Consider the following 24710-nt stretch of genomic DNA (forward strand, 5'->3'; position numbering starts at 1 on the left):
TAACGCCCGCTTTGGATATGCATTGATACTTTGCGGAGAGGTGTTTTCCGACTTCCGACTCGGCTGTATTTTTTGCCGTTGTTTTTCAACAACCTACGCAACTGAGACACCCGAGCCTCGAAATATATCCGGAAAATTTGACGGGATTCACACGCTGTTAACCCTGGCAGCCGTAAACCAGTTCTGCAATCAGACGGAGCAACGGATGACCGAAGAGCAGCTTTCTTCCAATCACCCCACACTCCCACCCACCACGGAAGAGGATCGGTTTTCCTGGCTTCGTCTGTTGCGTTCTCGCAAAGTGGGCCCGGCGACGTTTCGGCGGCTGCTTCGCGAACATGGCTCGGCGCAGAATGCGCTGGCCGCGCTGCCGGAAATGGCACGCGCTGCCGGAATAGAAGGGTATGAAATCTGCCCGCCCGGCGTGATTGAGGCGGAACTCAAGGCCGCAAAAGCTGCCAATGCGCGGCTTTTTTGCCTAGGGTCCGCCGATTTCCCATCCGCTTTACATGATCTGAATGATGCTCCGCCAATGTTGTGGGCAATCGGTGACACCTCTCTTTTACAGCGCCCCTCGGTCGCTATGGTCGGTGCCCGCAACTGCTCATCTCTGGGCGCGCGAATGGCGCGCGGATTGGCGACCGATCTGGGAAAACAGGGTTATGTGATCGTTTCTGGCCTGGCCCGCGGGATTGATACCGCGGCGCACCTAGCCACGGTTGAAACAGGCACCATCGCCGTTATGGCGGGGGGGGTCGACGTGGTTTACCCTGCTGAAAATACCGATCTTGCCGCTGAAATCGCAGGTTCCGGGCTGCGCGTCTCGGAGCAACCCATGGGCGTCACGCCACAGGCGCGCCATTTCCCGCGTCGCAACCGGATCATCTCGGGCCTGGCAAAGGCCGTTATTGTGGTCGAAGCCGCCGCCAAATCCGGCAGCCTGATTACAGCGCGCGACGCCTTGGACCAGGGGCGCGATGTTCTGGCTGTGCCCGGACACCCGTTTGACGCACGCGCGGCTGGCTGCAACCTGCTGATCCGCGACGGTGCTACTTTGATTAGGTCTGCAGAAGATGTGATCGAAGCGCTACCGCAGCAAGCGAACCTATTCGAACCCCAGCAAATGCTCCAAAAGAATTTACCCCGCACACCATGCTCAACCAATGACCTGGAACGCCTAATTCTGACCCGGCTCGGCCCCTCTCCTATCGCCGAAGACCAGTTGATCCGCGATGTTGAGGCGACGGCGGGTGAAATTGCCCCGGTTTTGGTCGATCTGGAACTGGCCGGACGTATTCAACGCCAACCCGGGGGTCTACTGTCATTGACCGCCTGAGTGTCGGATACCCAATCTTACACAGGTATCCCATTGAAATCGCGTATAAATCCTTGCTTTCGAAGGAACGCATTGACAATTCGCTCTTGCCCTACACATCTTGCACACTCATAGAAGGCGCCAATTCCGTCGAGCGAGGTTTCCCCTTAAATGCCTGTAGTTGTTGTAGAATCCCCTGCCAAGGCCAAAACAATCAATAAATATCTTGGCCCGGACTACACGGTTCTGGCGTCTTACGGCCATGTTCGAGATCTGCCGCCCAAAGATGGCTCGGTCGATACCGAGGATGAGTTTGCGATGAAATGGGAGGTCGGGAACGACAGCCGCAAACATGTCAAAGCCATCGCCGACGCGCTGAAAGAAGACAACGCCCTGATCCTCGCCACCGACCCCGATCGTGAGGGTGAAGCGATCAGTTGGCATTTGCAGGAAGCACTGACCAAACGCCGGTCGATCAAAAAGGATACGCCTGTCAGCCGGGTGACCTTCAACGCCATCACCAAGGACGCAGTGACCGAGGCAATGCGAAACCCCCGTCAGGTGGACATGCCACTTGTCGAGGCCTATCTGGCCCGCCGTGCGCTGGATTATCTTGTGGGGTTCAACCTGTCGCCCGTCTTGTGGCGCAAACTGCCTGGTGCAAAATCCGCAGGCCGCGTGCAGTCTGTCTGCCTGCGCCTGATCGTCGAGAGAGAGATGGAAATCGAGGCGTTCAAACCGGTGGAATACTGGTCGGTGCGCGCCCTGTTCGAAACACCCCGTGGTCAGACCTATGAAGCACGCCTGGTCACACTGGCCGGTAAAAAGCTGGACAAGCACGATCTGTCCAACTCAACCCAGGCCGAACTGGCGGTGCAGGCGATCACCAGCCGCGCGCTCAGTGTCACTTCGGTCGAGGCGAAACCCGCCGCTCGAAATCCCAGCGCACCCTTCATGACCTCGACCCTGCAGCAAGAGGCCAGCCGCAAGTTCGGCATGGGTGCGCGTCACGCGATGCAAGTGGCACAGCGCTTGTATGAGGCCGGCTACATTACCTATATGCGAACCGATGGCATCGACATGGCCCCCGAGGCCGTGGCGGCTACGCGCGAGACCATCGCCGACCGCTATGGCGCGGAATATGTGCCGGACAGCCCTCGCATCTATAAGAACAAGGCAAAGAACGCGCAGGAAGCCCACGAATGCATCCGGCCTACGGATATGACCCGCGATGCCAAAGCACTGAAGGTAACGGACGACGATCAGCGCAAGCTCTATGACCTGATCTGGAAACGCACCATTGCCTGCCAGATGGCTGCTGCCCGGCTGGAACGCACAACTGTCGAAATCGGCAGCGAAGATGGGCAGGTTGGCCTGCGCGCGACCGGTCAGGTGGTGATGTTTGACGGGTTCATGCGTGTCTATGAAGAAGGCCGCGATGATGTCGCCGATGAGGATGACAAACGCCTGCCCCAGATCATGCAGGGCGACCCTGCACGGTTCTCTAAAACCACGTTGCGGGATCAGTTCACCAAAGCGACAAGCGATGGCACGGACCGGGCCGCGAAAAAGGCTATTCTGTCAGACAATGAATCAGTTCTGGCGCTGCAACATCACACTCAACCGCCGCCGCGCTATACCGAGGCGACGCTGGTCAAGCGGATGGAAGAGTTGGGGATCGGGCGACCGTCGACCTATGCCTCGATTGTCACAACGATTCAGGACCGGGAATATGTACGCAAGGACAAGAACCGGCTGATCCCCGAAGAAAAGGGGCGGATCGTCACGATATTTCTGCTGAACTTCTTCCGTCAGTATGTCGGTTATGAATTCACCGCCAATCTGGAAGAACAGCTGGACGATGTGAGTGCAGGTGATCGGGACTATAAGGATCTGCTGAGCAAATTCTGGCGCGACTTCTCGGCCGCGATTGGCGAGACATCGGAACTGCGCATTTCCGAAGTGCTGGACAAACTGGACGAAGCACTGGCACCGCAGCTCTATCCGCCACGCGAGGATGGATCTGACCCGCGTGTCTGTCCGAAATGCGGCGCGGGCCAGTTGCACCTGAAAACTTCACGCACTGGCGGGTTCGTCGGCTGTGGCAACTATCCCGAATGCACCTATACCCGTCCTATCGCCGGTGAAGGTGCCGAGGGTGAAGAGCGCCTGCTGGGTGAAGATTCAGGTGATGATATCTGGCTGAAGACCGGTCGGTTCGGACCTTATGTTCAACGTGGAGAGCCAACGCCTGAGAACAAGAAACCTCCGCGCGCCTCGCTGCCACGTGGCTGGAGCAAGGATGATATGGATCTGGACAAGGCGCTGACATTGCTATCCCTGCCCCGCCAGATTGGTGAGCACCCCGAGGGCGGTATGATCAGCTCGAATTTCGGGCGGTTCGGACCATATCTGATGCACCAGCTGGCGGATGAGGCCAAACCGGTTTATGCAAACCTCAAAGACCCCAATGACGTGTTCGAGATCGGCATGAACCGCGCGGTCGAATTGCTTGCTGAAAAGCGCTCCAATCCGGGACGCGGACGCCGGGCTGCGGCCAAAGCGCTGAAAGAACTGGGGGAACATCCCGATGGTGGCGCAATGCAGGTCCTGGATGGGCGCTATGGTCCATATGTGAAGTGGGAAAAGGTCAACGCGACCATTCCCAAGGACATCAAACCCGAGGACGTAACGCAGGAAATGGCCATCGAACTGGTCAATGAGCGCGCGGCCCTCAAAGGGACCAAGAAAAAGGCGGCGCCCAAGAAAAAAGCCGCCAAGAAGACAACCAAGAAGGCCGGTTAGGTAGAAATACCACCCTTCGCCCGGTTTCATTGACTTCCCCGTGACGTGACGGCACAACCTGCCCAACACCATCTCATTGGGGGAGTTTTCCATGAAGAAAATCTATGCCAATGCCAACGAAGCGCTCGATGGCGTGCTTTCGGATGGCATGTTGATCGCCGCTGGCGGGTTTGGCCTGTGCGGGATTCCCGAGCTGCTGCTTGAGGCAATCAAGACCTCGGGTGCCAAAGACCTGACCTTTGCCTCGAACAATGCGGGCGTGGACGATTTCGGTATCGGTATCCTGCTGCAAACGAAGCAGGTCAAAAAGATGATCAGTTCATATGTGGGCGAAAACGCCGAATTCATGCGTCAGTACCTCAGCGGTGAGCTTGAACTGGAATTCAACCCTCAAGGCACCCTGGCCGAACGGATGCGCGCAGGTGGTGCCGGGATCCCGGGTTTCTACACAAAAACGGGCGTAGGCACTGTTATTGCCGATGGGAAAGAACACAAAGACTTCAACGACGAGACCTATATTCTCGAAGAAGGTATTTTTGCAGATCTGGCGATTATCAAGGCGTGGAAAGCCGACGACACCGGCAATCTGGTGTTCCGCAAGACCGCCCGAAACTTCAACGTGCCCGCCGCCACTTGCGGTAAGATCTGTGTGGTCGAAGTTGAAGAGATCGTGCCCCGTGGCTCTCTGGACCCTGACATGATCCACCTACCTGGAATTTACGTGCATCGCATCATTCAGGGCAATCACGAAAAGCGCATCGAACAGCGCACCACCCGCAAGAAGGAGGACGCATAATGCCCTGGGACCGGAATCAGATGGCCGCCCGCGCGGCGCAAGAGCTGGAAGACGGCATGTATGTAAACCTCGGCATCGGTATCCCGACGCTGGTGGCAAATTATGTTGGCGACAAGGATATCACCCTGCAATCCGAAAACGGAATGCTTGGTATGGGTCCCTTTCCTTTCGAGGGCGACGAAGACCCGGACCTGATCAACGCAGGCAAGCAGACGATCACCGAACTGTCTCGGACTGCTTATTTCGACAGCGCTACGTCTTTCGCCATGATCCGGGGCGGCAAAATCGCCGCGGCAATCCTGGGTGCCATGGAAGTGGATGAAAAAGGCGATCTGGCCAACTGGATGATTCCCGGCAAGCTGGTCAAAGGCATGGGCGGCGCGATGGATTTGGTTGCAGGTGTCGGACGTGTGATCGTGGTTATGGATCACACCAACAAACACGGTGAATCGAAAGTGCTGAAAGAGTGCACCCTGCCGCTGACCGGCAAGGGTGTTGTGGATCGCATCATCACCAATTTTGGGGTTCTGGATGTGGTCGATGGCGGCCTGAAGATCGTAGAGCTCGCAGATGGTGTCAGCGAAGATGAGATGCGCGCCGCGACACAGGCGACGATTGTCGACTGATCAATTCACCTAATGGCAAGGCCCACTTCAGTGTGGGCCTTGGTCAATTAAGAGCCTGAAACACGCACCCGTCAGAAATCAACTCGGGCGGTGTCGAACACAGCGCTCGCGCCACCTGAAAAGCCGCGAGAACCTTGGGCACATAGTCCCGTGTTTCCGCATAAGGCGGTACACCACCATGTTTGCGAACCGCGCCCTCGCCCGCATTATATCCGGCCAGGACCAGGATCGGGTCGTTTCCAAACTCTTCCATCAGCCAGTTCAGGTATTTCACTCCGCCCGAGATGTTCTGCCCCGGGTGAAGGCTGTCCTCGACCCCAAATCGTTTCGCGGTCGCGGGCATAAGCTGCATCAGCCCCTGCGCCCCGGCCGAACTTTCCGCCTTCTCCCGGCCTGCCGATTCAACCGAGATGACGGCCAGCACCAACGCAGGCGACACATTTGTCCCTACGGTCGAGCGTAAAATGTCGATCCCCTGCCGCTGAGCAATATTCTGAAGCGTCTGCAATCGGGGCGAGGCTACGTTTATGGCGGCTAGCGCATTTATCGAATCCTGCAAACGACCCGAACTGGCTTCATCTATCCCGGGTGAGATCCTGTCCCAGAACGCTTTATAAGACCCGACGGGTTTGTTTTGCGGTGAAATTCCCGGAAGCCCCGGAGGCGTAACACGTGTCCTCGCGATAATCTCAGGAACTACGATCTCAGCCCCTGTGCTGGGCGCCGAAGGTGCTGAGGCATGTTCTGTAGGCGATATCTGAACGGTAATGCGCGGGCGCTGACCGGGCTTGGCTGCTTTGATCCGTTTATATACGCCACGCGGTTCGACTTCGTTGGCGGGGACAGACACAGGTGCGGACACCACTGCCAGCGCCAAGCCGGCGCAAGTTATTGCGTTCCGGAGATTCATTTGCCTGCCTCATGTTCTCTTTTGCGTCGATTTGAACCCCGAATCTGTCTGTAAGGCCAGAAAAACAATGTGAATTGGGGCAATTTCGCCTCATTTGGCGCCATTTTGCATCGGGTTTTATCGGTACTCGTACGAAGGGATTATTTTTATTTCTTTAATTTCAATTAGTTAATCGGAAAGCTACCAAAAAGTTAAGCTGAGGCACAAAAATTTGGGGTTTGGCCCAATTCCTGCCACGCCCAACAGGCAAACATAATGCCATACCGAGACGATCGGGAGCGGACTGAGAGACGAAGCTCTGGAAGACGCCGAGGTTCATTAGACTTATTAGATCCTTTAGGAGGGACGTAACATGATCAAGTTCATCAAGAACTTCACCACTGACGAAGACGGCGCCGTAACAGTAGACTGGGTCGTTCTGACCGCAGCTGTTGTTGGCCTGGCCGCTGTTGCTTGGACACAGGTTAGCGACGGTGTCGACGATCTGGCTGGCGACATTGACACCGCCCTGACGGGTGTTGTTGTTACTGCACCTAACGCGGGCCCAACAACCCCGTAATTATTTAGATAGAATTTTGAAGGGGGCTGCGCTCGTCAGATCGCGGCCCCCTTTTTTATAGAAAAAAGACGAGGTCCTGCGATGAAGGGTATTTCAAAATTCTTATCCGGGGAACATGGCGCAATCACCGTTGATTGGGTGGTGCTTACTGCTGCGCTGGTCGGCCTTGGACTTGTCACCGTATTCAACTTGACGGGCGGGGTACAACACGTCGATACCGAGACGGGTAACGCACTTCGCGGTATCGAGGTCTATTCTGCGAATCAGGAACAGGCATCGGAATCAGATTGATCAATCTGGCACTAAGGACACGGGCGTCAAAAAAATACTTCATTGTCCCCCTTTTCGACACAATTCTCCTGTAACCAATAGTCAGTTGAAGTCGTATTCCCTATGACGACTGACATCGCATACAAATAAACGAGGGAACGCGCATGCGTGCAGTATTTGGACTTGTCCTGATTGTTGGGGTGGCTCTGGCAGGAGGAGCCGTTTATATGGCGCGGGACTATATTTCTCAGTATCAGGCGGAATTGGCCAGAGAACGTTTGGCGGCTCAGGAAGCATTGGCAAATGTTAAGTCCGTCCCGACGGTGGACGTTCTGGTTTCGAACCGTGCTCTTAAGTATGGTGAGCGTCTGGCCGCCGAAGATGTGCGGATCGTGAAATGGCCTGAGGATGCAATTCCCGAAGGAAGCTTCCTTGAAATGGCCGTCCTGTTTCCAGAGGACGCCAGTGGCGACCGCTTCGTTCTGAGGACCATGGAAAAAGACGAAGCCCTGATGGAGGTCAAAGTAACCAAACCAGGCGAGGCAGCGGGTCTGACATCACGAATCGCGAAAGGTAAGCGCGCATTTGCAATCAGCGTGGACGTTGCCTCGGGCGTATCCGGCTTCCTTCGCCCTGGTGACAGTATCGATGTTTATTGGACCGGTTCATATGGTGGCGGAATCGATGGGTCGCGCGGCGAAATCACCCGCCTGATTCAAACCAGCATTGAGTTGATCGCTGTTGACCAGAGCGCCGGGTCCGATCTGACCGGAGCCACGATCGCGCGCACCGTTACGGTCGCTGCTACTCCGGAACAAATCGCGGCACTGGCTCAGGCTCAGAACACCGGCCGCCTGTCTTTGGCGCTGGTTGGCGTGCAAGACGACACAATCGCAAGCGCGGTCGAAGTTGACCAAAGAAAACTTCTGGGCATTAAAGATGTCGTCCCCGTGGCACCCAAAATCGCGGAAGAGGTCTGTACGGTCAAGACACGCCGTGGTGCCGAGATCGTCGACACGGGAATAGTAACACCCTGCACAAATTAACAGAAAATCAGTGCGTTACATGACCGGGGCCGCGCGAATTGCGCGGCCCTAATTTGTTCGCATGTTGCGCATTGTCCACATAAGGAAAATTCCAGAAACCATTGATTATTGCAATAAATTCTCAATTCGCGCAGTGTTATCAGACATAAGGCAGTAGCCGCAAAAAACGAGGCGTGATCGGAGAGGCAGGTCACATGAAAAGAAGTTCCTGGATAAGCGCAGCCCTATTGGGCTTGGCGCTCGTAGTTGGCCCAGTCGGCAATGCTGCCTGGGCTGAAACACTTCGCGTGGTAAAGAAGGGTACAGCGGAAACGCTTGATGTGCCAATGAACCGCGCAATAGTTGTTGAAAGTGAGCAACCGTTTGCCGAACTCAGCATCGCCAATGCAGGCATCGCTGATATTTCGTCGCTTTCGGATCGTACTATCTATGTTTTGGGTAAGGCTCCTGGCCTGACGACCCTGACATTGTTCGACGGCGCAGGTAATCTACTTGCTAATGTTCGGGTCCGTGTGGCACCGGATGTTACCGAGTTTAAAGAACGTCTGCGCCAGATTTTGCCAACCGAGCCTATCGAAGTTCGCACCGCCAATGACGGTATCGTTCTTTCTGGCACAATTTCTAGCGCTGCCAAGTTGGCGCGGGCATTGGAGCTGGCAGAGCGCTATGCACCGGAGCGCGTATCGAACCTCATGTCGGTTGGTGGCGTTCAGCAGGTCATGCTGAAAGTGCGCTTTGCCGAGATGAATCGGTCGGTGGCTAAAAGCCTGACTGCATCGCTTGGTTTCGGCGGCAGTGATGTGACTGGCGGTATCAACACGCTGAACAATGCTGGTGCTTTGGCAAATGCCCTGAACAACAACATTCCGGCGGTACAGACGAATACCGGCGCAATTCTGTTCGGCTTTGGCGCAGGCTCCACACAGGTTCGTCTGCTGCTGGAGGCACTCGAGTCCAAAGGACTGGCGCGCAGCCTTGCAGAGCCTAACCTATCCGCACTTTCGGGTCAGGAAGCGACGTTCCTTGCAGGTGGTGAAGTTCCTATTCCGGTACCGCAGGACGACGGCGTAATTGCGATTGAATACAAAGCCTTCGGTGTTGAAATCGACTTTATCCCCCGCGTTGTGGATGGTGATCTGATCAACCTTGAAATGGCTGCTGCCGTGTCAGCTATCGATGGTTCGTCGAACTTCACCATTCAAGGTGATAATGTTCCATCTTTCATCACACGCCAGACCAGCACAACGGTTGAGCTGCGCGATGGTGAAAGCTTTGCGATCGCTGGCTTGATCCAGGATGATTTCACCGACCTGAACAGCCAGATTCCTTGGTTGGGTGACGTCCCGGTTCTTGGCGCCCTCTTCCGCAGCGCGGAATATCAGCGTCAGCAAAGTGAACTGGTGATCATCATCACAGCCCACCTTGTGTCGCCGACTCGTGGCGAGGCACTGGCTCTGCCTACGGATCGGGTCAAACCGCCCAGCGAATTTGATCTGTTCGTCAATGGCAAAGTCGGTCGGACTGAACGTCTAGGTGCCGGTGCAGCTTCGGAAGTCGCGAATCAGGACTTCGGTAGCTCGTACGGCTACGTCCTGGATTGATTAGGAGGATAGGACCAATGCAGAAGTGGATCATCACACTGGGTCTTTCGGTCGCTGTCGCCGCATGTACGCGTGAGGCCGGATACGAAGCCGATCAAGGCGCGTTCGGGAATGCGACACTGAACAACATTCAAGTAATGAATGGCGAACTGACATATGCCCAGATCCTGGGCCAACGGTTCGCAGCCGAAGTGCCGACCCAGATCAACTTTGATTTCAACAGCGCTCAACTGGACGAAACAGCTCAGCGAGTACTCTTGCGTCAGGCGAACTGGATCAAACAGTTCCCCGAGGCACGGTTCCGGGTCTATGGCCATACGGATGCTGTTGGATCAACGGCATATAACCAAAGCCTGGGCCAGCGGCGCGCGAATGCGGCTGTTGCGTTCCTTACGCGGCAGGGTATCTCTCGCTCGCGGTTGGAGGCGGTTGTTTCATTCGGTAAGTCTCGACCTCTCGTGGCTACGCCGGATCGAGACCGTCGCAACAGGCGCACCGTGACCGAAGTATCAGGCTTCGTTGATCGTGCGCCCCAGCTACTCGATGGCAAATACGCCGCTATCGTCAATCGTGAGTACGTGGAAAGCGCGGTTTATGAATCCCAGCTGCGCCGCGAAACCGCTATTGGCGATACAAGCGAACAATAAACTGTGATTGGGCGACATCGTCGCCCAATTCCCTACAATTGGTTCTTTTGCGCCTAATTCTTGCCTAAGTTCCAAGCCACATTTTCAACAATTGGGTGACCTGCGTCCGAAAATGGCCGCAATAGGGTGACAGCAAGCCAATCCTGTCCTCTGGGCCAGGATGGTTCGCCTACCCTTCGACGAGGATTGTGTTAATGACAAGCGCCACGCCGCAAAACGAAGAGACCGCAATTCTGGCCTGCACGATTAGTCGTGATGTCCAGAATTTCGATCTGCTTATAGAAGATATGGAAGGCGCTTTGGGTGAGCGTTGGGGCGATCTCGGCTTTGCCGAAGCCCTGACATTTTTCAACCAACCCGAGGCGAATTCACTGCAATTTGTCGCGTTGGCCATTGATGGCGAGGATGAAGACAACCTGTCACTGATGGGTGAAATCATCACACAGGCAAAAGACAAAAATATCAAAATAGTTCTGATCGCCGAGGACGTGACCCCGGCTTCGCTGCATCAGTTGTTGCGCAAGGGCGCGGACGAATTCGTCCCCTACCCTCTTCCAGAAGGTGAATTGCAAGAAGCAATCGACCGGATGAACAAACCCGAACCCGTCGCTGTTGCTCCCGGATCAGATGCCGCACGTGCAGCTGGCGACTCTAAAGAGGGTGCTTTGTTTGTGATTCAGGGACTTGCCGGTGGGGTCGGGTCGACGACTATGGCCGTCAACCTAGCTTGGGAACTGGCAACGGTCTCTGACAAAGAGGCCCCTTCGGTTTGTTTGATTGACTTGGACCTGCAATACGGAACGGTTTCGACCTATCTGGATCTTCCCCGTCGAGAAACTGTATTCGAGATGCTGTCTGATACGGCGGCAATGGATGATGACGTCTTCAACCAGGCGCTTCAGTCCTATGAGGACAAGCTGCAGGTGCTAACTGCGCCTTCGGATATGGTGCCTTTGGATCTGATTACGCAAGAAGATATCGAACGGGTGATCGAAAAGGCACGAAAGCACTTCGATTATGTGATCGTCGACATGCCAACGACATTGGTTCACTGGTCGGAAACTGTACTGCAGGCCGCCCATGTTTACTTTGCCCTGATAGAACTGGACATGCGATCGGCTCAGAACGCATTGCGCCTCAAGCGCGCTTTACAGGCCGAGGAACTACCCTTCAATAAGTTGCGTTTCGCTCTCAATCGCGCCCCGAAATTTACCGATCTGAATGGTAAGGGCCGGGTCAAGCGCATGGGTGAAAGCCTGGGTATCTCTATTGATCTTCAACTGCCGGATGGCGGCAAACCCGTGATGCAAAGCGGTGATCACGGTCTGCCATTGGCCAACGCTGCGGCCAAGAACCCACTGCGCAAGGAAATCGCAAAGCTTGCGAAGTCGCTGCACAGCCTGGGCAGCAGTAGCGCCGAAGCCGCATAACACAATCCCACAGGGAGAGCCGCCGTGTTTTCAAGATATAAAAAACCCGAAGCACAACCGGTCCAAGCACCGGCTAAATCGCCCGAGGCCACACCTGCACCTGCAGCGGAGCAAGCATCAACCGCTACTGCTGTTGCCCGGCGACCCACCCCCAAAAAGGCGGTCGAGGTTGTAGGGGCGGACAAGGAACGCAAGCGCAAAGAGCGTCTGGGCGAAATCAAGATCGAACTCCACCGCGAGCTTCTTGAAAACCTGAACCTTGCGGCCCTTGAGAAAGCTGGAGAATCCGAGCTGCGCTCGGAAATCAGTGCGATTGCCAGTGAGGTCCTGGAATCCCGCAACATCGTTCTGAACCGCGACGACCGGCAGCAGCTGAACAAGGAATTGTATGACGAAGTAACCGGTCTTGGCCCTCTCGAGACCTTGCTTCAGGACGACTCTGTCAGCGATATTCTGGTCAACGGCCCGCAGCAAATTTTCGTTGAACGGTTCGGTAAGCTAGAAATCAGCGACGTTACATTTAAAGACGAAAAGCACCTGATGCGGATCATCGACAAGATCGTATCCGCCGTGGGCCGCCGTGTTGACGAATCCAACCCCTATGTGGACGCCCGTCTGGCGGATGGCTCGCGTTTCAACGCCATGGTGCCACCGATTGCCGTTGACGGCTCGCTGGTATCCATTCGTAAGTTCAAAAAAGATAAGCTGGCCATTGATGATCTGGTGAATTTTGGTGCCTTCACCGAAGAAATGGCCGCCTATCTGCAGGCTGCTGTATCTACACGCCTGAATGTGATCGTTTCGGGCGGTACCGGTTCCGGTAAAACAACCACGCTAAACGCATTGTCCAGCTTTATCGACGACGCCGAGCGTATTCTGACCATCGAGGATACAGCGGAACTCCAGCTGCAACAGTCTCATGTTGGCCGGATGGAAAGCCGCCCGCCTAACGTCGAAGGCAAGGGTGAAGTCAGCCCCCGCGACTGTCTGAAAAACGCCCTTCGTATGCGTCCCGACCGTATCATCGTGGGTGAGACACGGGGCTCGGAAGTTATCGACATGCTACAGGCCATGAACACTGGCCATGATGGCTCGATGACAACGATCCACGCGAACTCGGCCCGAGACGGGATTTCGCGCCTTGAAAACATGATCGCGATGGCCGGGATCGAAATGCCGATCAAGGCCGTCCGTAGCCAGATCTCCAGTGCTGTGAACCTGATCGTTCAGGCAAGCCGCCTGCAGGACGGCTCGCGGCGTATGACTTCGATCACCGAAATCACTGGTATGGAAGGCGATGTGATTTCCATGCAGGAAATCTTTCGTTTTCAACGCGTTGGATTAACGCCCGACAACAAGATCATTGGCCATTTTACCGCGACAGGCGTTCGCAGCCACTACTCCGAACGCTTCCGTCTGTGGGGCTATGATCTGCCCCCTTCGATTTACGAACCAACGACTATGTAGGAGATCTTGAAATGCAACTGCCTATGGAGGCACTGATCTACGTCGCGATCTTCGTAGGCGTACTTGCGTTGGTGGAAGGAATCTATCTGGTTGCCTTCGGAAAATCCATCAGTCTGAACAGCCGCGTGAACCGCCGTCTGGACATGCTGGATAAAGGCGTCGGGCGCGAACAAGTTCTGGAACAGCTGCGCAAGGAAATGCAGCAGCATATGAAGTCCCAGAGTATTCCGCTCTATTCCCTATTGGCGGACAAGGCTCAGAAGGCCGCCATCGCCTTCACACCCCGTCAGTTGATCCTGATTATGGTGTTGGTGACAGGCTTTGCCTTCATGGGGCTCAGCATTGCAACGGGAACGGAAACCATAATGCGGGCCGCAATTTCGGTCGCAATCGGTGTTGGTGGTGTCTATGCGTGGGTAAACAACAAGGCCAAAAAGCGTATGGCAATGCTGGAAGAACAGTTGCCAGATGCTGTGGAATTGATGGTTCGGTCGCTTCGCGTCGGGAACCCTTTTGTGTCCACCATTCAAATCGTCGCAAATGAAGTCCAGGATCCACTCGCCACTGAATTCGGAGTTATCGCTGATGAATGTGCCTATGGCCGTGACGTCGGTGAATCTCTCAAAGATCTGGCACAACGACTGGATATGCAGGATCTACGGTTTTTGGCAGTGGCCGTCGGCATCCAACAGCAATCCGGTGGTAACCTGGCCGAAATTCTGGCCGGTCTGGCCAAGGTGATCCGGGCCCGTTTTCGACTTTTCCGGCGCGTCAACGCTATCACAGCCGAGGCAAAATGGTCAGGAAAATTCCTATCTGGATTTCCACTGTTCTGCCTGGGATTCATTTTGGTGAACGACCCCGGGTACTATGACGAAGTTATGGATCACCCATGGTTCATTCCTGCCTGTTTCTTTGTCGGCATCATGCTGACACTGAACCTGATCGTCATGCGCATTCTAACCGACATCAAGGTCTGAGGACACCACCATGGAAATCCTGACCCAAATAAATGACTTTCTAACCGAGCTCCTTGGCCCCTTCGGTCCACTGATCGTGGTTGGTGTACTTGGACTGTTCATGATCTTGATCACAGTCCCCTTGATCCTGAGCCAGCCAGAAGATCCCCTGAAGAAACTGCAGCGTTCTAATGCAGCCCCTCGACAGGATAAGAAGGTCAAAAAGGACAAGCTCAGAACCAGCGGGCGAAACGAGCAGCTTGAGAAGTTTGCCAACTTCCTTGAGCCACAGAATAAGGAAGAACTGTCTGCCATGCAGCTGAAACTGCGGCAGGCGGGGTATCAATCAAAGGACGCAGTTCGGTTCTTCCACTTCGCTCAATTTTCCTTGGGCATCATCGGAATTGTGATTGGTGTTTTGCTGGTCACTGTCCTTTCCGACGGTCAGGAATTTACCGCGCAGCAGATGATAATACGAGTTCTTGTCCCGTCGGCCGCCGGGTATTTTCTGCCACGCTATTGGATCACCCGAAGGGTCGCAGAACGGCAAGAAGCGATCACCGCAGGCTTTCCCGATACTCTTGACCTGATGTTGGTCTGTGTCGAGGCTGGCCAGTCGCTGGACCAGGCCATCGTTCGCGTCGCACGCGAAATGAAAGCTTCCTACCCTGAGATTTCGCTTGAATTTGAAGTCGTCGCCCACGAATTGAAGGCCGGTAAGGACAAGGATACGGTTCTTCGCGATTTTGGTACGCGCTGTGGCGTTCAGGATGTTAACTCATTTGTGACGGTGATGATCCAATCGGCAACATTCGGTACATCCATCGCCGAAGCTTTGCGGGTTTACGCTGGCGAGATGCGAGATAAGCGCGTGATGCGCGCCGAAGAGGCCGCTAACAAGTTGCCAACCAAAATGACACTCGCCACTATGATGCTGACGGTGCCACCGTTGCTGGTCATTCTGGTTGGACCCTCGGCCAAAGGCATCGCTGAATTCGGCGGAGGCTAATAGCCTATGAAATTGAAACCCAGGTGCATCCAAACGGGGATACGCCGCGTGTTACAGGCCACCGTGGTTCTTGCCACGGTTGCTTCTTGCACGGAAACGGGGTCCTCCGGGGATCTGGATGCACCTGGCATTGATCGTAAAGCCCCGGCCGAGGATCAGATCGCAGTTGGCAACCGGCTGATGGCTTCGGGTGAATACGAGCTTGCGTTGGATGCCTTTATCCGCGCAGCGCTCAATCAGGGAATGACAACGCAGATCCTGACCTCGATGGGGACGGCAAATCTGGGCCTTCGGAGGCTTGGACAGGCGGAAACACTGCTGCGCCGTGCGGTTGAAGATGACCCCGAATGGTCTGTCGCCTGGAACAATCTGGGTGTGTTGCTGATGGAAATCGGTGAATACCCCGAGGCCGCTCAGGTCTTTCGCCGGGCCTATGCTCTCGATAATGGCGAAAGTGACGCAATCCGGGACAATCTGCGGTTAGCTCTCGCAAAAATGGAAAATACTGATAATAATACCCCTCAAGAACAAGAATACACACTGGAGCAGCAAGGCGACGGGCAATTCATGCTGCGCAAGCTCCCGTAACATAGGCAAGAGCAGTAAGGGACGCAAAAATGCGCCAACAATTCTTGATTCCGTCTATCGCAATCTGCGGGCTGATCCTCTCAGCCTGTGAAAAAGAGTCCGAAGAAGAAAAGGTCGAGCGTACATTTCAGGAGGTGAACGTCATTGACGAAACCAACCTGAACGACGTTCTTCTGTCGGCCGCCGATCCGAACGAAGCCGTTACCTATTTCCAGGGAGCCGCCGCCAAGAACCCGGGTCGTATAGACCTGCAACGTGGGCTGGCGATTTCACTGGCGCGCGCTAAACGGACGACCGAGGCAACCGCCGCCTGGAAAAAAGTCACCACGATGAGCGGTGCGACCAATGTAGACAAGGTCGAATACGCAGATTCTCTGGTACGTTCCGGGAACTGGTCACAGGCCAAATCGACATTGGATTCGATCCCGCCGACTTTTGAATCTTTCAAACGCTACCGCCTGGAAGCCGTCGTCGCGGATTCACAAAAAAACTGGAAACGCGCGGATCATTTCTATGAAACCGCCGTGGGTCTGACGACCCGCCCCGGTGGTGTGATGAACAACTGGGGATATTCCAAGCTGACGCGCGGCCAGTACGACGAAGCCGAACGGTTATTCACCGAGGCCATTCGACAGGATAACTCTCTATTCACGGCAAAGAACAATCTGGTCCTCGCCCGGGCTGCACAGGGCAATTACAGCATGCCTGTCGTTCCCATGTCTCAGGTCGAACGCGCGATGTTGTTGAACACAATGGCCATCTCGGCGGTGAAACGCGGTGATGTGGCGACGGCCAAGAACCTGTTCCGCGAAGCGATCGCCACCCATCCGCAACATTACGACGAAGCCGTTCGATCCCTGCGCGCGCTTGAGGAAGCCTGATACATGCATATTCCAGCGGGTGCTGCGGCCTGGTTTTTGCCGTTCGTACTGCCGATCTGCTATTACGTGGCCTTCACCGACCTGCGTGACATGCTCATCAAGAATCACGCCGTAGTTGCACTGGCCTTGGTATTTGCGGTCATCGGATTGTTTGTCCTGCCGCCCTGGTCGGATGGTTGGATTTCTGGCCCGTTTTCTGTGTCCCTCCCACCCTATTTGTGGCAGCTGTTACATATAGTTGTAATGCTGGTCATCGGCATTCTGCTCAACGCAGCCGGCATTATGGGAGCCGGAGACGCAAAATTCATAGCCGCGGCCTCAGCCTTTGTTTGGATGGGCGATTTCACATTGGTAGTGTTGATCCTGATGTCGACCACCTTGGCGGCCTTTGTCACGCATCGGTTGGCCAAACATACCGCCCTCAGAGCTATTGCCCCAGATTGGGAAAGCTGGCGTCGGGACAAACAGTTTCCCATGGGTTTCGCGCTTGGTGCAACCCTGGCCATCTACCTGATACTTGGAACTGTTTACGGCTCGTAAACTATCATCAGTCCGCCTTGTCCCCGCCTTGGAACTGACACAAAGCCCGGCCAAATTTTCGTCAAAGGGCCCTTTTCAGGGCTATTGGCGTGAATACTGAATTAGACGGGCAACGCTCATGAATATGCAGACAACCTCGGTAATGGCCCCCCCTACCCCAAAGGGGTTGGGCGATATGCAGCTTCCTATTGTTATGATGCGGGATATCCTGCTGAAAACTATCTTTCGTAAAACCGTAGATACAGTTTCCGAAGTTGCCCAAGCGATCTGCTTGCCGGGTTCTGTCACACAGGAATTGATCGACCTTGCCCGCGAACAAAAGCTGCTGGAAGCAACCGGTACTTTGAACGCCAACAGCGGCAATGAGATGGGGTATCAACTGACCGATGCGGGCAAAGCGCGTGCATTGGATGCGCTGAGCCAGTCCGAATATTTCGGCGCCATGCCCGTCCCGTTGGATGTGTACCGCGAGCAGGTAAAACGCCAGTCGATCCGGAATATCCAGGTTTCCCGCGACCAGTTGACCGGGGCAATGGGCCATCTGGTTCTGCCTGACAGCCTGCTGGACCACCTTGGACCCGCGGTCAGTGCAGGCCGATCAATCCTGATGTATGGACCTCCGGGTAATGGTAAATCCTCTATCTCGAACGGTATTCGGGATGCTTTGGGCGACAATGTCTATGTCCCATATGCCATCGAATACGCTGGTCAGGTGATCACGGTGTATGACCCGATTGTACACACAGCCATCGAACAAGAAGCAGATGATCCCAATAGCTTGCGCCGCCGCAAGCGGTTTGATTCGCGCTATGTCCAATGTGAAAGACCAACTGTTGTGACTGGCGGTGAACTGTCACTCAGCATGCTCGATCTGGTTTATAACCCTACGGCGCGGACCTATCAGGCCCCGCTGCAGCTGAAATCGACGGGCGGCATCTTTATCGTTGACGACCTTGGCCGTCAGCAGGAACCACCTCAGGCCCTGATCAACCGCTGGATTGTTCCACTGGAAGAGAACAAGGATATCCTTGGCCTGCAATCGGGTGAAAAATTCGAAGTGCCCTTTGACACGCTGGTCATCTTTTCGACCAACTTTCACCCCAACGAGATCTTTGACCAAGCCGCTTTGCGCCGGATCTTCTTCAAGATCAAGATTGACGGTCCGAACCAAGAGAACTTCCTGAAAATCTTTGCCATGGTGGCCCGCAAACGCGGGATGCCTCTGGACGAGGCCGCATTGGTCCATCTGCTAAAGGTCAAATACCCGACCATCGACAACATCTATGCGAACTATCAGCCGATATTCCTGATTGATCAGATGATCTCGATCTGCGAATTCGAGGGCATCCCCTATCAGATGAGCCCCGATCTAATTGAACGCGCTTGGGCCAACATGTTCGTCAAAGACGAACAGATTGTAAGATAGAAAAAAGTATAATATTCAGCAGCAAAAATTCCCATAGTAGGTACCAAGTTCGGCTTACAGGGGTATCCTATCTTAATGTCCGAGGAGTTTTGCTGTGACGAAAGACGCCAAAGTGTTTGGGATCGGGCTTTCGAGAACTGGAACCACATCGCTTTGTCTGGCTTTGAGTCAATTGGGGTATCGCTCTGCCACCTACCGCCACACACTCAGCCGTGGCCTGAACGATTGGTGGGCAGGTAATTTTGATACCGACTACCTGCAAGGCTTCGACGCAGTTACAGACCTACCTATTGGAACCTACTTCCGCGAATTGGACCGTGCCTATCCTGGATCGAAATTCATTCTAACTGAAAGACCCGTTGACTCTTGGCTAGCAAGTATCGAACGGCAATTCCGCAACAACCCTGACCCCACCGATCGGTTCATACGTGATTCTCGAATGTCCTGCTATGGCGTTTCAACTTTCGAAAAGGAACGCTTCATCCGCGTCAGCTCAGAACATAGTCGAAACGTCAAAGAGTATTTCTCTCAACGACCGGGTGATTTGTTGGTGCAGAACTATTGGGATGGCAGTTCTTGGGAAGAACTGTGTAGTTTCTTACAAAAACCTATACCTGCCGAGCCATTTCCAAACGTGAAACCCGGCGTAAAAATAAAACTGAGTGAAGAACAAGGTTCAAAAGAAACTTCGTCACAATTGATCTCAGGCAGACCAGCGAAGATGACATTTGTTATCCCAATCGTGCATCCAGATGGGAGGAAGATCCGGGACTACAGTATGGTGGAGCGGATTTTGAAAGTGACTCTTACCAACTTGTGTGCGCAGGTATCAAATTCCGATATTCGGATTGTCGTAGTTTGTATCCACAAACCCAAGTGGGCAGATGATTTTTCAGAGGGTGTAACGTTTCTTGAGACTCGGGACCATCCGGGCTTTGTTGCCAACCGAAACGCTGTGCGCGTTGACAAAGCCATGAAGTACTCAGCGGGGATATGGTTCGCTGCAAAAAATCATCAGCCGGACTACTTGATGCTCTTTGATGGAGATGACTTTGTTCGTTCAAATTTCACCGATAAAGTAGTAACTTTCTTGGAAAACACTTCTGGCGACGATGGCATCATTATAAAGAGTGGATATAATCTGGCGCTGATTCCACACAGAGAATGGTTTGCCTTGCTCTCTGCATTCAAGGTCAAAGAATTTGATAAGACCTGCGGATCATGTCGTGTTTTCAGGACGTCTTCGCTCACAAGCGGGCTGTTAAAGGTCGCGCCCAACCTTCGCGACATGGATCATCAGTCGCTGTTGACTGATGATGGTGGTCTTGAGGCTCAATTTCTTGATATTCTAGTCGAAGCCGGCGACAAAACCGGTGAGGATCAAGCTGGCTTTATGAATACGATTGGGCGGCACGGCGAACAATCGGTTCAATTTAAGCTGACAGAGTGCCACAATCGGATTGTCGCTAAGGGTTGCGGGCACGGAAACCACGATGGGCCTAGGGCAGGTGAAGTTCACTGGCATCGGATTGTCGGTTTGACCCTGAATAAACGCTTCTTAACTCGGTTTGGATTGGCAAACGGACCAGAAATGACGTCACAGCCTAAGCTGCGTTACCAATTCAAGGGAATACTCGCGCCACTGATTTTGTTTTTCAAAGGAAATCGGGTCAATTCAGAGGACTGAAATCCCACAAGCCATAGAAACTTGGTTTTCGGTTCGGGGCTGGTCCATCCACCCGCATCAGCAGGACATGTACGACCGGGCCCTTGAACCGGCGACGTTGCTGATAGCCCCCACCGGCGGGGGCAAGACAATGGCCGGATTTCTGCCCACGCTGGCCGATCTGGCAGAGCGGAGCCATGATGGCCTGCATACAATCTACGTCTCCCCTCTCAAGGCGCTGGCGGCAGATATCCGGCGAAACCTGCGTGGCCCGGCCGAGGAAATGGGCCTGGCCGTCCGGATTGAGGACCGCACCGGAGATACCTCAGCCACACAGAAAAAGCGTCAGCGGGTTGACCCACCGCAGATCCTTTTGACCACACCTGAAAGCCTGGCCCTGCTGACCTCTTACGAAGACGCCGGGCGGATGTTTCAGGGCGTGCAACGGGTGGTTGTCGATGAAATCCACGCCCTGGCCGAGAGCAAGCGTGGCGACCAGCTGATGCTGGCGCTGGCCCGTCTGCAAGGGCTCTGCCCGGACCTGCGCAGGGTGGGCTTGTCTGCAACGGTCGAAGACCCCAATGCGATTGCCCGATTTCTGGCACGTCACCCTGATCCCTGCCGGATCGTTGAGGCCGATCCTGGGCCTGACCCCGATATCCAAATGTTGGAAACGCCGGAAATGCCTCCGTGGTCGGGCGGTGGCGCGGCCTATTCCATCCCTGCCGTTCTGGACCAGATCCGGAAGCATAAGACGACGCTTATCTTTCACAACACCCGCGCACAGGCCGAGATTTTCTTTCACAACCTCTGGCTTGCCAACGAAGACGGGCTGCCGATTGGCATTCATCACGGCAGTCTGGACAGGCAGCAACGCGAACGTGTCGAGGCCGCAATGGTTCGCGGTGAGCTGCGCGCGATCGTCTGCACAGGCAGTCTGGATCTTGGTATTGATTGGGGCGATGTCGACCTGGTCATTCAGATCGGGGCGCCCAAAAACGTCAAAAGGCTGGTTCAGCGCATCGGGCGCGCAAATCACAGATACAACGCCCCCTCCAAAGCATTGTTAGTGCCCGCAAACCGCTTCGAAGTTGTGGAATGCATAGCGGCACTTGAGGCTGTAAAAGCTCATGATCTGGACGGTGATCCCCGCGGCGCAGGTCCACGCGATGTGTTGTGTCAACATATCCTGATTGCCGCAGCATCCGGGCCATTCTTGGCCGATGACCTGTTCCGGCAAATGACCGCAGCGGGGCCCTATGCCGGGTTGACCCGAGCAGAGTTCGACGCCTGTTTGGACTTTTGTGCAACCGGGGGCTATGCCCTGCGCGCCTATGATCGGTGGCAAAGGCTTCAGCTACGGCCAGATGGGCAATGGCAGCTGCGTGACCCCCGTGCTGCGCAGCGTATCCGCATGAACCTTGGCACGATTCAGGACACCGATACGTTGAAAGTCCGCCTGAAACGCAATCGAAGGGGCAAACCTCTGGGAGAGGTCGAAGAAGCCTTTGCTGCCTCGCTGACCCACGGAGATACCTTTCTGATCGGCGGCCAGATCGTGCGCTATGAGGGATTGCGCGAGATGACGGTCGAAGTCAGCCGCCGAGCGGATAAGAAGCCCAAGATCGCAACGTTTTCAGGCACCAAATTTGCGACCTCGACGCAGCTGAGCAACCGTATCCTGCGGCTGTTTGCACAGCCCGATTGGCCCCAGTTACCCGCGCATACCGCGGATTGGCTGGCGTTGCAGCGCGATATCTCGCGCCTACCTCAACGTGAAAGGTTACTGGTCGAAAGTTTCCCCAACGATGGGCGCGAAAACCTGTGTGTCTATGGTTTTGCAGGTCGCAACGCCCAGCAGACGCTGGGGCTGTTGCTGACCAAACGGATGGAAGAAACGGACCTTGCACCGCTGGGCTTTGTTGCCACCGACTATGCAACCCTGATCTGGGGGTTGGACGCGGTGATAGACCCGCGTCCGCTATTTCAGCCCGACGCGCTGCGCAACGGCTTGGAAACCTGGCTGGCGGGCAATGCCGTGATGAAGCGCACCTTTCGTGCCTCGGCCACGATTGCAGGGCTGATCGAACGGAACATGGCCGGTCAGCGCAAAAGTGGTCGGCAGGCCACGTTTTCCTCAGATATCCTCTACGATACTTTGCTGAAATACGATCCCGATCACCTGTTAATGCAAATCACCCGAGAAGAGGCCATGCGCGGTCTCGTCGATTTCGGGCGGATCGAGGCACTGATCGAGCGGATCGGGGGACGTATAGATCTGATGCGATTGGATCGGGTTTCACCTCTGGCTGCACCACTGTTTCTTGAGGTTGGCAAGGTACCCGTCAAAGGTGCTGCTGAAGAACGCTTGCTGGCGGAAGAAAGCGCGCGCCTATTGCAAGAGGCTGGGCTGAAATCCTGCTAAAACCTCTTGCACGCGATAGCGGAACGTCGCAAAGAACGTAACATGAACGAAGTTTCGATCTGTTTAGCCGGGCAAAATCTGCTCGCGCTTGGGTCTGGTGCCCTTTGGTGGCCCGACAAAAGCGTGCTTTGCGTGTCCGATCTGCATCTGGGTAAATCCGAGCGTTTGGCGCGCCGGGGCGGCACGACATTACCCCCCTATGACAGCCAGGACACCCTGGCCCGATTGGCCGCAGATATCGAGCACACGCAGCCTGACATCGTTATTTGCCTTGGGGATAGTTTTGATGATCTTGATGCCCTAAACGCCTTGAGTGTGCCCGACAGGCTGCAGATTACGGCGATGCAGGCCGGTCGCCGCTGGGTCTGGATCGAAGGAAACCATGACCCCGGCCCGGTAGATCTGGGCGGAAGCCATTTGGCCGAATATGTGGTTGACCCTCTGGTCTTTCGTCATATTGCGCAACCCAAGGGCAAGGCTGAGGTTTCGGGACATTACCACCCCAAGGCGCGCGTGCGGGTTCGCGGTCGTTCCATCACCCGCCCCGCCTTCCTGATGGATCAGGCGCGTCTGATCCTGCCTGCCTATGGGACTTATACTGGTGGGCTCTTTAGCTCGGATCACGTTCTGGACGCCTTGATGAGCGATCAGGCAATGGCGATCCTGACAGGGAAAATCCCGCAAATGATCCCAATGCCCAGATAGGGCGGCTCAGATCAGACCATCTTCCTCTAGGAACGGACGGTATTTCCTGCTGACCGGAACAAGCTCTTCGTTCTTCAGGCGCAACATGATCTTGCCACCCTTACGTTCGACCCCAGCAATGGCGTCATCGACAACCCAATGCGATCTGTGCGTGCAATGGCCCGGTATAGGTTCCATTTCCTCTATGGCGTCGGTAAAACGCGACCGGATCGTAAACGTGCCCTCAGAAGTCACCACATCCACATAGTGGTCTTGGACCGTCAAGCGATAGACCCGGCCCTGAAAGGATCCCGGCAACCGCTTGTACATGCGCGGCAGCGGAATTTCAGCATATTCGGATTGAGGTTTCGATGCCTCACGCCGCACCAGGATCAAGCCCACCGACAGCAAGGCGCCATAAGATGTTACGGATAACATATCCGGGCACGGCAGTCCGTTGGCCGAAAACAGCAACCAGACCATCAACCAAAGGCTTGGAACGAAAAGGACGAAAACCAAAGATATCAGCACAAGGTCGCGCCCAGAAAACTCGGTCTCAGCGAACAACCTACGCAACAATCTTCTTGCGACGCAGGTCACTCCTAGCGCCAGCGCCATCACCCCGATCCAGAAGGCCAAGCGCCAAGGAAAGGTTACTTCGATGGCCTGAAATGGTTGGAATACGAAGGACAATAGCAGAAGGAAAACCAGCCCGGCAATCAACCGGTACCCTACTATTTCGGCGAAAACTGGGCGCAGTTTCGTGAACATAAACACTCGACAACAACTCTCCGGGTCCAGCCAATACTACCGGGGACTTGCCATATTACAACGTAACCGGCTGGAATAGAAAGTTTATCACCAATACAGGCACATTCAATGCCCGTAATCTCACACTTAGTTTACATATTAACAAATTTTAGGCCGGGGAGTTCCCCGGCCCTGAAAATCTACATGCACGACTGTCCGCTATGGGTCACACAGTCAGGCCTTCTGGTTCGGGGAGTTTGTTTGCGCGGCATGCGGCGGTCAGGGTGTTGGCCAGCAGGCATGCGATTGT

22 protein-coding genes are annotated in these 24710 nt (G+C 54.9%); 20 read left to right on the forward strand and 2 right to left on the reverse strand.

The window, feature by feature from the left end:
• Positions 1-205 precede the first annotated feature (205 nt).
• The 4 genes from dprA (at position 206) to AC2FFB_RS14700 (ending at position 5542) form a co-directional block, all read left to right on the forward strand.
• Entirely contained in the window at positions 206-1336 is a 1131-nt protein-coding gene (gene dprA / locus AC2FFB_RS14685) for a DNA-processing protein DprA (protein WP_496694277.1), read from the forward strand.
• 150 nt (positions 1337-1486) lie between these two features.
• Positions 1487-4120, forward strand: a complete 2634-nt coding sequence (topA, locus tag AC2FFB_RS14690; protein ID WP_496708220.1) for a type I DNA topoisomerase — start codon at positions 1487-1489, stop codon at positions 4118-4120.
• Between the two features lie 91 nt (positions 4121-4211).
• Entirely contained in the window at positions 4212-4916 is a 705-nt protein-coding gene (locus AC2FFB_RS14695; protein ID WP_281973275.1) for a CoA transferase subunit A, read from the forward strand.
• Positions 4916-5542: a 3-oxoacid CoA-transferase subunit B gene (locus tag AC2FFB_RS14700; RefSeq protein WP_142637980.1), complete on the forward strand. Its 627-nt coding sequence runs from the start codon at positions 4916-4918 to the stop codon at positions 5540-5542. The genes AC2FFB_RS14695 and AC2FFB_RS14700 overlap by 1 nt, the downstream gene beginning before the upstream one ends.
• Before the next feature lie 43 nt (positions 5543-5585).
• Here the strand turns inward: AC2FFB_RS14700 and AC2FFB_RS14705 are convergent, their stop codons facing one another.
• Entirely contained in the window at positions 5586-6452 is an 867-nt protein-coding gene (locus AC2FFB_RS14705; protein WP_271950510.1) for a lytic transglycosylase domain-containing protein, read from the reverse strand.
• A gap of 352 nt (positions 6453-6804) precedes the next feature.
• On the opposite strand from AC2FFB_RS14705, the gene AC2FFB_RS14710 reads away from it, so the two are divergent.
• The 16 genes from AC2FFB_RS14710 to pdeM all read left to right on the forward strand — a co-directional run bounded on the left by AC2FFB_RS14710 (position 6805) and on the right by pdeM (position 23671).
• Positions 6805-7011 (forward strand): hypothetical protein, encoded by a 207-nt coding sequence (locus AC2FFB_RS14710; RefSeq protein WP_142637976.1) that lies wholly within the window; start codon positions 6805-6807, stop codon positions 7009-7011.
• Between the two features lie 81 nt (positions 7012-7092).
• Positions 7093-7302, forward strand: coding sequence for a hypothetical protein (locus tag AC2FFB_RS14715; protein WP_142637974.1), 210 nt, complete (start codon positions 7093-7095; stop codon positions 7300-7302).
• Positions 7303-7445: 143 nt separating this feature from the next.
• On the forward strand, positions 7446-8327 hold the full coding sequence (gene cpaB / locus AC2FFB_RS14720) for a Flp pilus assembly protein CpaB (RefSeq protein WP_142637972.1): 882 nt from the start codon (positions 7446-7448) through the stop codon (positions 8325-8327).
• 194 nt (positions 8328-8521) lie between these two features.
• Positions 8522-9928: a type II and III secretion system protein family protein gene (locus AC2FFB_RS14725; RefSeq protein ID WP_142637970.1), complete on the forward strand. Its 1407-nt coding sequence runs from the start codon at positions 8522-8524 to the stop codon at positions 9926-9928.
• Between the two features lie 17 nt (positions 9929-9945).
• Complete coding sequence (locus tag AC2FFB_RS14730; protein WP_282027744.1) at positions 9946-10575, forward strand: OmpA family protein; 630 nt, start codon at positions 9946-9948, stop codon at positions 10573-10575.
• 194 nt (positions 10576-10769) lie between these two features.
• On the forward strand, positions 10770-12005 hold the full coding sequence (locus AC2FFB_RS14735; protein WP_281973278.1) for a CpaE/TadZ family protein: 1236 nt from the start codon (positions 10770-10772) through the stop codon (positions 12003-12005).
• Between the two features lie 24 nt (positions 12006-12029).
• Positions 12030-13472: a TadA family conjugal transfer-associated ATPase gene (locus AC2FFB_RS14740; protein WP_142637964.1), complete on the forward strand. Its 1443-nt coding sequence runs from the start codon at positions 12030-12032 to the stop codon at positions 13470-13472.
• An 11-nt stretch (positions 13473-13483) separates the two neighbouring features.
• Complete coding sequence (locus tag AC2FFB_RS14745) at positions 13484-14452, forward strand: type II secretion system F family protein (RefSeq protein WP_142637962.1); 969 nt, start codon at positions 13484-13486, stop codon at positions 14450-14452.
• A gap of 10 nt (positions 14453-14462) precedes the next feature.
• Entirely contained in the window at positions 14463-15440 is a 978-nt protein-coding gene (locus tag AC2FFB_RS14750; protein WP_142637960.1) for a type II secretion system F family protein, read from the forward strand.
• 6 nt (positions 15441-15446) lie between these two features.
• Entirely contained in the window at positions 15447-16028 is a 582-nt protein-coding gene (locus AC2FFB_RS14755) for a tetratricopeptide repeat protein (protein ID WP_185956705.1), read from the forward strand.
• A gap of 29 nt (positions 16029-16057) precedes the next feature.
• On the forward strand, positions 16058-16909 hold the full coding sequence (locus AC2FFB_RS14760) for a tetratricopeptide repeat protein (protein ID WP_142637958.1): 852 nt from the start codon (positions 16058-16060) through the stop codon (positions 16907-16909).
• Positions 16910-16912: 3 nt separating this feature from the next.
• Entirely contained in the window at positions 16913-17449 is a 537-nt protein-coding gene (locus AC2FFB_RS14765) for a prepilin peptidase (RefSeq protein ID WP_496694279.1), read from the forward strand.
• A gap of 118 nt (positions 17450-17567) precedes the next feature.
• Complete coding sequence (locus AC2FFB_RS14770; protein WP_496875096.1) at positions 17568-18875, forward strand: DUF8689 domain-containing protein; 1308 nt, start codon at positions 17568-17570, stop codon at positions 18873-18875.
• Positions 18876-18969: 94 nt separating this feature from the next.
• Positions 18970-20562: a sulfotransferase gene (locus tag AC2FFB_RS14775; protein ID WP_496875097.1), complete on the forward strand. Its 1593-nt coding sequence runs from the start codon at positions 18970-18972 to the stop codon at positions 20560-20562.
• Positions 20549-22966, forward strand: coding sequence for a ligase-associated DNA damage response DEXH box helicase (locus AC2FFB_RS14780; protein WP_496875101.1), 2418 nt, complete (start codon positions 20549-20551; stop codon positions 22964-22966). Before AC2FFB_RS14775 ends, AC2FFB_RS14780 begins: the two co-directional genes overlap by 14 nt.
• 42 nt (positions 22967-23008) lie before the next feature.
• Positions 23009-23671, forward strand: coding sequence for a ligase-associated DNA damage response endonuclease PdeM (gene pdeM / locus AC2FFB_RS14785; protein WP_496875098.1), 663 nt, complete (start codon positions 23009-23011; stop codon positions 23669-23671).
• 6 nt (positions 23672-23677) lie between these two features.
• On the opposite strand, the gene AC2FFB_RS14790 is transcribed toward pdeM, so the two are convergent.
• The gene (locus tag AC2FFB_RS14790) at positions 23678-24421 is read right to left on the reverse strand and encodes a LytTR family DNA-binding domain-containing protein (RefSeq protein WP_271950522.1); all 744 of its coding nucleotides are present in this window, start codon (positions 24419-24421) and stop codon (positions 23678-23680) included.
• Between the last annotated feature and the right edge of the window lie 289 nt (positions 24422-24710).

The organism is Ruegeria sp. YTSA219 (assembly GCF_059609985.1).

Excerpts from the sequence above, each read along its gene's own strand:
- AC2FFB_RS14695 (WP_281973275.1), top strand. The coding sequence starts at position 4,212 with ATGAAGAAAATCTATGCCAATGCCAACGAAGCGCTCGATGGCGTGCTT.
- topA (WP_496708220.1), top strand. The coding sequence starts at position 1,487 with ATGCCTGTAGTTGTTGTAGAATCCCCTGCCAAGGCCAAAACAATCAAT.
- AC2FFB_RS14730 (WP_282027744.1), top strand. The coding sequence starts at position 9,946 with ATGCAGAAGTGGATCATCACACTGGGTCTTTCGGTCGCTGTCGCCGCA.
- AC2FFB_RS14710 (WP_142637976.1), top strand. The coding sequence starts at position 6,805 with ATGATCAAGTTCATCAAGAACTTCACCACTGACGAAGACGGCGCCGTA.
- AC2FFB_RS14770 (WP_496875096.1), top strand. The coding sequence starts at position 17,568 with ATGAATATGCAGACAACCTCGGTAATGGCCCCCCCTACCCCAAAGGGG.
- AC2FFB_RS14725 (WP_142637970.1), top strand. The coding sequence starts at position 8,522 with ATGAAAAGAAGTTCCTGGATAAGCGCAGCCCTATTGGGCTTGGCGCTC.
- AC2FFB_RS14750 (WP_142637960.1), top strand. The coding sequence starts at position 14,463 with ATGGAAATCCTGACCCAAATAAATGACTTTCTAACCGAGCTCCTTGGC.
- AC2FFB_RS14760 (WP_142637958.1), top strand. The coding sequence starts at position 16,058 with ATGCGCCAACAATTCTTGATTCCGTCTATCGCAATCTGCGGGCTGATC.
- pdeM (WP_496875098.1), top strand. The coding sequence starts at position 23,009 with ATGAACGAAGTTTCGATCTGTTTAGCCGGGCAAAATCTGCTCGCGCTT.
- AC2FFB_RS14705 (WP_271950510.1), bottom strand. The coding sequence starts at position 6,452 with ATGAATCTCCGGAACGCAATAACTTGCGCCGGCTTGGCGCTGGCAGTG.
- AC2FFB_RS14735 (WP_281973278.1), top strand. The coding sequence starts at position 10,770 with ATGACAAGCGCCACGCCGCAAAACGAAGAGACCGCAATTCTGGCCTGC.
- AC2FFB_RS14755 (WP_185956705.1), top strand. The coding sequence starts at position 15,447 with ATGAAATTGAAACCCAGGTGCATCCAAACGGGGATACGCCGCGTGTTA.
- AC2FFB_RS14790 (WP_271950522.1), bottom strand. The coding sequence starts at position 24,421 with ATGTTCACGAAACTGCGCCCAGTTTTCGCCGAAATAGTAGGGTACCGG.
- AC2FFB_RS14700 (WP_142637980.1), top strand. The coding sequence starts at position 4,916 with ATGCCCTGGGACCGGAATCAGATGGCCGCCCGCGCGGCGCAAGAGCTG.
- AC2FFB_RS14745 (WP_142637962.1), top strand. The coding sequence starts at position 13,484 with ATGCAACTGCCTATGGAGGCACTGATCTACGTCGCGATCTTCGTAGGC.
- AC2FFB_RS14765 (WP_496694279.1), top strand. The coding sequence starts at position 16,913 with ATGCATATTCCAGCGGGTGCTGCGGCCTGGTTTTTGCCGTTCGTACTG.
- AC2FFB_RS14715 (WP_142637974.1), top strand. The coding sequence starts at position 7,093 with ATGAAGGGTATTTCAAAATTCTTATCCGGGGAACATGGCGCAATCACC.
- dprA (WP_496694277.1), top strand. The coding sequence starts at position 206 with ATGACCGAAGAGCAGCTTTCTTCCAATCACCCCACACTCCCACCCACC.
- cpaB (WP_142637972.1), top strand. The coding sequence starts at position 7,446 with ATGCGTGCAGTATTTGGACTTGTCCTGATTGTTGGGGTGGCTCTGGCA.